This is a genomic window from Rhodoferax sp. OV413, from assembly GCF_945881795.1.
Classification (GTDB): Bacteria; Pseudomonadota; Gammaproteobacteria; order Burkholderiales; family Burkholderiaceae_C; genus Allorhodoferax.
The window spans coordinates 1-9,371 of record NZ_CAMCVG010000082.1 but is presented as its reverse complement, the minus strand read 5'-3'; the positions used below and the strand labels follow the sequence as shown (position 1 = coordinate 9,371).

The window sequence follows — 9,371 nt, the reverse complement described above, 5'->3', positions numbered from 1 at the left end:
TGGCCGGGGTTACCGGAGGCGCCCACCACCGACGTGATGCTGATGATGCGGCCATAGCGCTGCTTCATCATGGTGCGCAACACCGCGCGACTCATACGGAACACGCCCTTGAGGTTGGTGTCGATAACCGCGTCCCAGTCGTCGTCTTTCATGCGCATGGCCAGCGTGTCACGGGTGATGCCGGCGTTGTTGACCAGAATTTGCAAGCCACCCTGCTCTTTGGTCACAGCGTCCACCAGCGCCTCGATGGCCGCGCCATCGGTCACATTCAGGGTGCGGCCATCGCAGCCGGGAAAGGCGGCCAAGGCTGCGCGGATGGTCGCAGCACCGGCGTCCGAGGTGGCGGTACCAATGACACGCGCGCCCTTGCGGGCCAATTCCAGCGCGATGGCTGCGCCGATGCCGCGCGATGCGCCGGTGACCAGGGCCACTTGGCTTTCCAATGCAATGTCGTTCATGCGAGCAGGCCTTTCACTTCTTCCAGAGTTGCGGGGTCCAACAGAGCAAAGCCTGCCATGTCGGCGTCGATGCGCTTGACCATGCCGGCCAGCACCTTGCCCGGGCCGCATTCCACCACCGTGCTCAAGCCCCGCGCCTTCAGGGCCCGCACGCACTCCACCCAGCGGACCGGGCCGAAAGCCTGGCGGTACAACGCATCGCGGATGCGGCCTGCGTCGGACTCAACGGCCACGTCAATGTTGTTAATGAGCGGGATCTGGGGCGTGGCGATCTCAATTTCATCTAACCGGTACCGCAGCGTTTCGGCGGCGGGCTGCATCAGGCTGGAGTGAAAAGGCGCAGACACCGGCAACAGCAAAGCCCGCTTGGCACCGGCCGCTTTGAGGATTTCGCAAGCCTTGTCGACCGCGGCCTTGCTGCCGGCAATCACCGTTTGGGCGGCGTCGTTGAAGTTCACCGCCTCCACGACTTCAGTGCTTGAAGTGCCGAAAGTGCTCATCGCTTCTGCGCATCCAGCTATGACTTTCGTAGCGTCCAGCCCCAAAATGGCCGCCATGGCTCCCACGCCCACAGGCACCGCTTCCTGCATGGCCTGCGCCCGAAGGCGCACCAGAGGCGCAGCCTGCGCCAGGCTCAGCGCACCGGCAGCAACCAGCGCCGAGTATTCGCCCAGGGAATGGCCCGCCACCGCCTGGGGTGCGGCGCCGGTTTCCGCCATCCAGACGCGGTAGGCCGCGACCGAGGACACCAGCATCACCGGCTGGGTGTTGGTGGTGAGCGCCAAGGCCTCCTTGGGGCCCTCGTGAATCAGTCGGGCCACGTCCTCGCCCAGCGCGTCAGAGGCCTCTTTCAAGGTCTGCACAACCACCGGATGGTCGCCCCATGCGTCCAGCATGCCCACCGATTGGGAACCCTGGCCGGGAAATACAAAAGCAAATGGTTTCATGAAGATTTATAAGTCAAATAAGGCGCCATCGCCCGCCGCTATTGCGAAAGCAGCTACAAAGTCAGGAGCACCGCGCCCCAGGTGAAGCCACCACCCACGCCCTCGAGCATGAGGTTCTGCCCGGGCTTAACCTGGCCGGAGCGCACCGCAGCGTCCAGCGCGAGCGGAATCGATGCCGCCGACGTATTGCCGTGCTGGTCCACCGTGACCACCACTTTGTCCATGGACAGCTTGAGCTTTTTGGCCGTGCTTTGCATGATGCGGATGTTGGCTTGGTGCGGAATCAGCCAGTCAATGTCCGCTTCGGTTTTGCCGGCCTTGGCCAGCGTAGCGCGGGCTGCGTCTTCCAGAACGCCCACCGCCAGCTTGAACACCGCCTGGCCGTCCATTTTCAAGAGCGGGTCGCCCAGAATATGGCCGTTGGACACATGGCCGGGCACGCACAGTATTCCAACGTGCTTGCCATCGGCGTGCAGATCGCTGGCCAAAATACCCGGAGTGTCAGAGGCTTCCAGCACCACCGCGCCGGCGCCGTCGCCAAACAGCACACAGGTGGTCCGGTCGGTGAAATCCAGCAGGCGCGAGAAAACCTCAGCCCCCACCACCAGCGCCCGCTTTGCGGCTCCGGTGCAAATCATGGAGTCCGCCACCGCCAGCGCATACACAAAGCCGCTACACACCGCCTGCAAGTCAAACGCCGCGCCGCCATTGGCGCCCAGCTTGTTTTGCAAGATACAGGCGGTAGACGGGAACACCATGTCAGGGGTCGACGTGGCCACAATGATCAAGTCGATTTCCGAGGCCTGCAGCCCGGCCGCTTCCAAGGCGCTTTGGCAGGCCTGCAAGGCCAGGTCGCTGCTGTACACGCCGTCGGCCACAAAGTGCCGCGCGCGGATCCCTGTGCGCTCAACGATCCAGTCATCCGAGGTCTCGACACCCTTGGCGGCAAGTTCGGCCACCAAATCGGCATTACTCAGCCGGCGGGGGGGCAGGTAGCTGCCGGTGCCTGTGATGCGGGAAAAACGTCTCATGGGTGGTATGCGCTCACCCCGTTCAGTTCAGTCGACAGCCGCCTCAACCACAGCCAACAAGGGTGCGGCGTGGGCGATGCGAACCTGAACGCGGTCCAGCAAGTTGTTTCGGGCTGCATCATACGCGCGGTTCAGCGCATTACCGAAGGACAGCGCGTCCGCCGAGCCGTGGCTCTTGAACACCAGCCCGCGTAAGCCCAGCAGTGCGGCGCCGTTGTAGCGCCGGTGATCAAATCGAGTTTTAAACGCACTTAAGACCGGATAAGCCACGATCGCAGCCATTTTCGTAAAGATATTGCGGGAGAACTCTGCCTTCAGGAAGGTTCCAAACATGGTTGCCAGTCCCTCGCTGGTCTTGAGCGCCACATTGCCCACAAAGCCGTCGCACACCACGATGGCCGCCACGCCCTTAAAAATATCATTGCCTTCCACGTTACCAATAAAGTTCAGATCGCCGGCGTTAGATGCAGAACGCAGCAGTTCGCCCGCTTTTTTGATCACTTCGTTGCCTTTAATGACCTCTTCGCCAATATTGAGCAGCCCCACCGATGGCGACTCGTCGCCACTAAGCACCGACACCAGCGCAGCCCCCATGACAGCGAACTGCAGCAGGTGCTCGGCGGTGCAGTCCACATTGGCACCCAGATCGAGCACGGTCGTAGCGCCACCTTTGGCATTCGGAATTTGCGCAGCAATGGCTGGGCGCTCGATCCCGTCCAGCGTTTTGAGCAGGTAGCGCGAAATCGCCATCAGGGCGCCCGTGTTGCCGGCCGACAAGGCAGCCTGGGCAGCGCCGTCCTTTACCTGCTGCACCGCTACGCGCATGGACGAGTCTTTTTTCTTGCGCAGGGCGACTTCAAGCGGGTCGTCCATCGTGACGACTTCGCTGGCAAACACCAGCTTGGCGCGGGGGTGCGAGAAGCCTTGGAGTGCCTCGGGCAGCCCCACCAGCATCAAAGCAGCGTCGGGGCGCCGGTCTAAAAACTCAGTACAGGCAGGCAGCGTGACCCCGGGGCCGTGGTCGCCCCCCATGCAATCGACGGCAATCGTAATCATGCGTGCTTGAATCCAGTAAAGCGGGAGCGAGCGATTATCCGGCGCCCCAATGACAAAAGCCCGTCGCTACAAAAACTGTAGCTTCGGGCTTCGTGGGGCAGGCCGGAATCAGGCTTCGGACTTGGTCTTCAACACCTTGCGACCGCGGTAGAAACCGGTGGGGCTGATGTGGTGGCGCAGGTGGATTTCACCGGTGGTGGGCTCCACAGCAATGCCGGGCACGTTCAGCGCGTTGTGCGAACGGTGCATGCCGCGCTTGGAAGGAGATTTTTTGTTTTGTTGAACGGCCATGATTGGCTCCTGGAACAAGGTGCTGCGCAGAGCCGCAACACGGTTGGGTTAGTAAAACTTATTTTTGCGAGTCGGGTCCGACGCGCGAAGCCTGAAATTATAGCCCAAGGCCCAGGCGATCTCCAAGTCTTACTTTTTGAGCTGCTGCAGGACGGCAAACGGGTTGGGCGTGTCGGCGACGGAATCTTCAAAGCCGGCATCCGCAGCACTCAGCTTCACCGGCACGGGGCACGCCTCGTGCTTGGGCACGGCCGGAACAGCCATGAGCAATTCGTCCTCCACCAGCTCCTGCAGATTGAACTCGCGGCTGATGACCAACACATCCTCTTCGGACTCTTCGTCTTCCACTTCCGCCAGCGCTTCGCTGGCGACGAAGCGGAACGAACGCTCAAACTGCACCCCCACCACCACCGGCCCCAGGCATCGCTGGCAGGTCATGATGAGGTGGGTCGAGCCCGACAGGCGAACCCAGGGCTCATCCTGGCCGGAGGCGTCTTCACGCATCTCGCCTTGCGCCGAAAAATTAACCGCCACACCCGCCACCGGGCCCATCGACTCCTCGCTCAGCCGGGCGAAATCCGACAACTGGAGGCCGCAGTCGAGCGTGTCGCCGGCCTGCGCGAAGGCCTTGATAGACAGGCTGCTGGGTGAGTACTCGTGTTTCATAGGCGCAGTGTAAGAGAATCACTCCATGCAACATTTCCCGCAAAGAAAGCTCGTCCTGGGCTCCACCTCGGTCTACCGGCGCGCGCTGCTGGAGCGTCTAAGGCTGCCCTTTGAAATTGCCGCACCCGAAGTCGATGAAACGCCCCTGCCTGGCGAAGCCCCCGCAAATCTGGCCCGGCGCCTGGCCCTGGCCAAGGCCCGGGCAGTAGCCCGGCAACACCCCGAGTGCATCGTGATCGGGTCAGACCAGGTCGCCGACTTGAACGGCCAAGCGCTGGGCAAACCGGGCACCCATGAGCGTGCGGTGGCGCAGTTGCAGGCCATGCGCGGGCAGTCGGTGGTGTTTCAGACCGCAGTTGCGGTGATCTGCCAGGCCAGCGGATTTATGCAGGAAGACTTGGCCCCCGTCAGGGTGCAGTTCCGCAATGTGTCAGACATGGAAATCGAAAACTACCTGCGACTCGAGACCCCTTACGACTGCGCCGGCAGCGCCAAGAGCGAAGGCCTGGGCATCAGCCTGCTGGATGCCATAGACAACGACGACCCCACCGCCCTGGTCGGCCTGCCATTGGTACGCACCTGCCGCATGCTGCGCGCGGCGGGCTTGGATCTGCTGGGCGTCTCCGCGTGAGTGGCGTCCTGTATTTAGTGCCGGCGCCGCTGGACTTCGGCTGCGCCAGCCAAAGCCCCTTAGACCACAGTATGCCGGCCCACACACTGCGCCACGCGGCCGGTCTGCGCCACTGGATATGCGAGAACGCCAAGAGCACCCGCGCCTATCTCAAGCGGGTGGGTGAGTCGTACCCGCTGTGCGTGCCATTGCAAGAAATGCAGATGCAGGAATTGCCGCGGGAAGTCCACAAGAAGGGCGATCACCTGGGCGAATTCGACGCCAGACCCCTGCTGGCCCCCGCCCTGCAGGGCCACGACATCGGGCTGGTGAGCGAAGCCGGCATGCCGGCCATTGCCGACCCGGGCTCCTCGGTGGTGCGGGCGGCCCACGCGCTGGGCTTGCAGGTGGTGCCGCTGGTCGGGCCGGTGTCGCTCTTGCTGGCGCTGGCAGCCAGCGGCTTGAACGGGCAGAACTTCGCGTTTGTGGGCTACGTACCCTCGGATGCGGCAGATCGCGCCAAACGGCTGAAGGAGCTGGAGTCTCTGGCGCTCAAAACCAGCCAAACCCAGTTGTTCATAGAAACCCCTTACCGCAACACCGCCTTGCTGCAGAGCTTGCTGCAAACCTTGCAACCCAACACCCGATTGGCCACCGCCAGCGGGCTCACGCTGGAGCACGCCAGCAGCCGGAGCCAGACAGTGCAGGTTTGGAAGAGCAACGGCTGGGCGCTGGATAACGCCACGCCGACGGTGTTTGCGCTTGGGCGCTAGCCGCCTGCCTTAGTGAAACGCCGGCAGGCTGCGCACCGCCTTGACCGCGCCTTCCCCGATAGACGCACCAAAACGCTTGACCAGGCGCTCGGCCACGTTGTCTTTGCGGGTGTAGTCCACGATTTCTTCAGCCTGAACCACTTCGCGGGCCACAAAATCAATATTGCCCAGCTGATCCGCCAGTCCGAGCGCAATCGCTTGCTGACCGGTCCAGAACAGGCCGCTGAACATCTCCGGCGTTTCCTTCAGGCGGGTGCCGCGGCCTTCTTTCACCACGGTGATGAACTGCTGGTGGATTTGGTTCAGCATGGTCTGCGCAAACAAGCGTTGCTTGTCGGTTTGAGGGCTGAAGGGATCCAGAAAGCCCTTGTTGTCTCCCGCAGTCAGCAGGCGCCGTTCCACACCCAGCTTGTCCATCAGGCCGGTAAATCCAAAACCGTCCATCAGCACGCCGATGCTACCCACAATGCTGGCCTTGTCCACATAAATCCGGTCGGCTGCCACGGCAATGTAATACGCCGCAGAGGCACAGGTTTCCTCCACCACCGCATACACCGGCTTGTTGTGCAAGGCCTTGAGGCGGCGGACTTCGTCGTTGATGATGCCGGCCTGCACCGGGCTGCCGCCGGGCGAGTTGATCAGCAAGACCACCGCCTTGGCGCCCTGGTCCTCAAAGGCGGCGCGCATGGAGGCCACCACCACCTCTGCACTGGCCTCGCTCTCGGAAGAAATTTCGCCATGGATGCTCACCACCGCGGTGTGCGGGGTACTGATGTCGCTGGGCGCGCGTCCCTCGTGCATCCCAATCCACACCACCGCAGACAAAAACACCAGCCATGCGATGCGGATGGCGTTGCGCCAACGGCGTGCGCTTCGCTGCTCGGCAAGCAGGGCCTGCGCCAGACTTTCCAGCGTGGCGCGCTCCCAGCTTGGAGCGCTGTCAGACGTACGACTTGCTACACTTTTAGGAGCTACTTGCGCAGCACCGGCGGGCGTGGGAGGCACATTTTCGCCTTCTGGCGGGTCTTCGGGAGGGCGGGATTCGGTCATTGAGCAAGATACCGTAGGAAATGATTAACCAGTATGCCAGTGGACCAGGGCATGCGGGTGCGCCACGGCCATTGGCACCTGCGGGCGCGGGCAATCAGGCCTGGGCTTGGAGCCAAACGTCCAATTCCGCCACCGAATGGGCGATGTGCAGGGGCTTCAGGGCCTGAAAACTGTCCGGTTCATGGGCGCCGTAGCTCACCGCAACGCTGGCACAGCCGGCATTCAGCGCCATTTGCAGGTCGTGGGTGGTGTCGCCAATCATCAGCACCCGAGCGGGCGCTACGCCGAACTCGGTCATCAACTCCTGGAGCATCATCGGGTGGGGCTTGCCGGCGGTCTCGTCGGCGGTACGGGTGGCATCAAACACGCCCTGCAGGTTCACATCGCGCAGTACCTCGTTGAGCCCGGAGCGGCTCTTGCCGGTGGCTACGGTGAGCAGGTGCTGGCGGTGCTTGAGACGGTCCAGCATGCCTAGCACCCCCTCGAACAGACTGAGGTCGTTCTGGTGGATGCCGTAGTGGTGCTTGTAGCGGGCACCAAGCTGGGGGTACTTGTCCTGCGGCACATCCGGCGCAGCATGGGCCAGCGCCTGCATCAGGCCCATGCCGATCACATAGGACGCGTCCTTGTCGTTGGGCACGGTGCCACCGACATCGGACACCGCCAGCTGAATGCAACGGGTAATCACCGCGGTGGAATCGAACAGGGTGCCGTCCCAGTCAAACGCAATCAGGTCAAAACGGCGAGGGCGGGCGGTGGATGGGTTCATAGCGGCGTGAAGTCTCGGAAAATGGCGGCGGCGGCCGCATCCTGCGCGATATCTGGAATTCCCGGAATATCGGAACTATCGGGAACATCCGGAATGGCCTGCAGTAAAAAACGGGCGAGTTCGGCGGGTAATTCAGCCTGCAGCGCCACACGCTTGCCGGTGGCAGGATGTTTGCATTGGAAGCGCCAGGCGTGCAAAAACATGCGCTTGAGGGCGGCAGCCCCCTCCTCTTTGGCCAGGGCCTTATTCAGCTCAAAGTCGCCATATTTGTCGTCGCCGGCAATGCCCAGCCCCTCGGCCGCCAGATGCACCCGGATCTGGTGGGTGCGGCCGGTTTTGATGGTGACTTCCAGCAACGAATACACACGCTGCTGCGGCGCTTGCGGCGCCCAGGGGGCCGGGGTGACCGAGTGCACCCGCACCAAGCTCAGCGAGGGCATGGCGTCCGGATGGTCTTTGGCCACCACTCGCACGCGGCGTTCTCCGTCGGGCAGCAGGTACTTCTGCAGCGACCTGTCCAGCACCTTTTTAGTGGCCGGCCATGCGCCGGCGACCAGGGCCAGATAGGTCTTGCCGGTCTCGCGCTCGCGGAACTGGTCTTGCAGAATCTTCAGGGCGCTGCGGCGCTTGGCGACCAGCAAAATGCCGCTGGTCTCGCGGTCCAGCCGGTGCACCAGTTCCAGAAACGTCGCCTGCGGGCGGGCCATGCGCAGCTGCTCAATTACGCCAAAACTCACGCCTGAGCCCCCATGCACCGCCACACCGGCCGGCTTGTTGACCGCCAGAAAGTGGTCATCCTCAAACAGCAAGGGAAAGTCTTTGGCAGGCGCCGCGCGCCCGGCCTGCTCGGCCATGGCCGCGAGTTTTTGCTCAACCCGCTCCGAGGTGCGCACCGGCGGCACCCGGATCACGTCGCCGGCGGCAATGCGGCTGTCGGCGCTGACGCGGCCCTTGTTCAGGCGCACCTCGCCGCTGCGGATGATCCGGTAGACATGGGTTTTGGGCACGCCTTTGAGTTCGCGCATCAGGAAGTTGTCCAGCCGCTGGCCAGCGCTGTTCTCGTCCACCGTCACGGACTTCACCTGGGCGCCTGCCGACGGCGGGGGTGGAGGCGGATTGCCCCCTATAATGTGTTTCACTAGCGTTGCGCTGTAAGTGGTTGATTTGTCTGGAGTTTAGTCCACACCCCACTGAACGCTGCGCTGGAAGGTCGAAGCCTGCGCCCGGAATCCCCGCAAATCACCCGCCAGTTGCTGGTGATGGCGGCGCAACCAGGCGCTTACGCCGACGAATTGAAACCCTGATACGGAATACCCCAAGTCCGTCAGCCCCTGGTTGACGGACGGATCAAAACGAGATGTTTGTGTTGTTAAGCCTGATATGCATGTGCCTACGGAGCGTTTTCGCCCCGTTGGGTGGCACACATCGGCCTGCAGCCCCGGTCAATCCTGCGCAACCCGCTATCTTTTTGGTAGTTGGTTCACAAACGCACTCCCTCGTCCCCGTCCACGCGCCTACGCTTCGTCACCTCGTGTGACCCGAAGTTCTCCGGCAATTCCTCCTCACTTCAGTTCGTCAGTCCGGCTTCGTTGGCCCATCCTGGGCATGTACTTACTGAAGAAGGATGCAATCCATGAAACGGATGCTGATCAACGCCACGCAGGCTGAAGAACGCCGCCTGGCCATCGTCGACGGACAAAAACTGCTCGACTACGAAATC

At 62.5% G+C, this 9,371-nt stretch carries 11 protein-coding genes; 2 read left to right on the top strand and 9 right to left on the bottom strand.

Annotated elements, in window-relative coordinates; translation table 11 throughout:
- From Q0O05_RS09845 to Q0O05_RS09820, 6 genes are all read right to left on the bottom strand, one after another.
- On the bottom strand, positions 1–458 hold a 458-nt coding region (locus tag Q0O05_RS09845; protein ID WP_293662569.1), incomplete at its 3' end, for an SDR family NAD(P)-dependent oxidoreductase.
- On the bottom strand, positions 455–1,405 hold the full coding sequence (gene fabD / locus Q0O05_RS09840) for an ACP S-malonyltransferase (RefSeq protein WP_293662567.1): 951 nt from the start codon (positions 1,403–1,405) through the stop codon (positions 455–457). The genes fabD and Q0O05_RS09845, both read right to left, overlap by 4 nt.
- A 53-nt stretch (positions 1,406–1,458) precedes the next feature.
- On the bottom strand, positions 1,459–2,436 hold the full coding sequence (locus tag Q0O05_RS09835; protein WP_293662565.1) for a beta-ketoacyl-ACP synthase III: 978 nt from the start codon (positions 2,434–2,436) through the stop codon (positions 1,459–1,461).
- A gap of 27 nt (positions 2,437–2,463) precedes the next feature.
- Entirely contained in the window at positions 2,464–3,492 is a 1,029-nt protein-coding gene (gene plsX / locus Q0O05_RS09830; RefSeq protein ID WP_293662563.1) for a phosphate acyltransferase PlsX, read from the bottom strand.
- 108 nt (positions 3,493–3,600) lie between these two features.
- Positions 3,601–3,783 (bottom strand): 50S ribosomal protein L32, encoded by a 183-nt coding sequence (rpmF, locus tag Q0O05_RS09825; RefSeq protein ID WP_293662562.1) that lies wholly within the window; start codon positions 3,781–3,783, stop codon positions 3,601–3,603.
- Between the two features lie 129 nt (positions 3,784–3,912).
- Positions 3,913–4,449, bottom strand: a complete 537-nt coding sequence (locus Q0O05_RS09820; RefSeq protein ID WP_293662560.1) for a YceD family protein — start codon at positions 4,447–4,449, stop codon at positions 3,913–3,915.
- Positions 4,450–4,474: 25 nt separating this feature from the next.
- On the opposite strand from Q0O05_RS09820, the gene Q0O05_RS09815 reads away from it, so the two are divergent.
- Positions 4,475–5,080: a Maf family nucleotide pyrophosphatase gene (locus Q0O05_RS09815; protein WP_293662558.1), complete on the top strand. Its 606-nt coding sequence runs from the start codon at positions 4,475–4,477 to the stop codon at positions 5,078–5,080.
- A gap of 71 nt (positions 5,081–5,151) precedes the next feature.
- On the top strand, positions 5,152–5,832 hold the full coding sequence (locus Q0O05_RS09810; RefSeq protein WP_293662557.1) for an SAM-dependent methyltransferase: 681 nt from the start codon (positions 5,152–5,154) through the stop codon (positions 5,830–5,832).
- A gap of 9 nt (positions 5,833–5,841) precedes the next feature.
- On the opposite strand, the gene Q0O05_RS09805 is transcribed toward Q0O05_RS09810, so the two are convergent.
- The 3 genes from Q0O05_RS09805 to Q0O05_RS09795 all read right to left on the bottom strand — a co-directional run bounded on the left by Q0O05_RS09805 (position 5,842) and on the right by Q0O05_RS09795 (position 8,790).
- Positions 5,842–6,882, bottom strand: a complete 1,041-nt coding sequence (locus Q0O05_RS09805) for a S49 family peptidase (RefSeq protein WP_293662556.1) — start codon at positions 6,880–6,882, stop codon at positions 5,842–5,844.
- A 94-nt stretch (positions 6,883–6,976) separates the two neighbouring features.
- Positions 6,977–7,651, bottom strand: coding sequence for an HAD-IA family hydrolase (locus Q0O05_RS09800; protein ID WP_293662554.1), 675 nt, complete (start codon positions 7,649–7,651; stop codon positions 6,977–6,979).
- Complete coding sequence (locus Q0O05_RS09795) at positions 7,648–8,790, bottom strand: RluA family pseudouridine synthase (RefSeq protein ID WP_366519048.1); 1,143 nt, start codon at positions 8,788–8,790, stop codon at positions 7,648–7,650. Before Q0O05_RS09795 ends, Q0O05_RS09800 begins: the two co-directional genes overlap by 4 nt.
- Positions 8,791–9,371: the final 581 nt, after the last annotated feature.

Bases quoted from the DNA above. Each gene is read 5' to 3' on its own strand.
- fabD (WP_293662567.1), bottom strand. From the start codon at position 1,405: ATGAAACCATTTGCTTTTGTATTTCCCGGCCAGGGTTCCCAATCGGTG.
- Q0O05_RS09835 (WP_293662565.1), bottom strand. From the start codon at position 2,436: ATGAGACGTTTTTCCCGCATCACAGGCACCGGCAGCTACCTGCCCCCC.
- plsX (WP_293662563.1), bottom strand. From the start codon at position 3,492: ATGATTACGATTGCCGTCGATTGCATGGGGGGCGACCACGGCCCCGGG.
- rpmF (WP_293662562.1), bottom strand. From the start codon at position 3,783: ATGGCCGTTCAACAAAACAAAAAATCTCCTTCCAAGCGCGGCATGCAC.
- Q0O05_RS09820 (WP_293662560.1), bottom strand. From the start codon at position 4,449: ATGAAACACGAGTACTCACCCAGCAGCCTGTCTATCAAGGCCTTCGCG.
- Q0O05_RS09815 (WP_293662558.1), top strand. From the start codon at position 4,475: ATGCAACATTTCCCGCAAAGAAAGCTCGTCCTGGGCTCCACCTCGGTC.
- Q0O05_RS09810 (WP_293662557.1), top strand. From the start codon at position 5,152: ATGCCGGCCCACACACTGCGCCACGCGGCCGGTCTGCGCCACTGGATA.
- Q0O05_RS09805 (WP_293662556.1), bottom strand. From the start codon at position 6,882: ATGACCGAATCCCGCCCTCCCGAAGACCCGCCAGAAGGCGAAAATGTG.
- Q0O05_RS09800 (WP_293662554.1), bottom strand. From the start codon at position 7,651: ATGAACCCATCCACCGCCCGCCCTCGCCGTTTTGACCTGATTGCGTTT.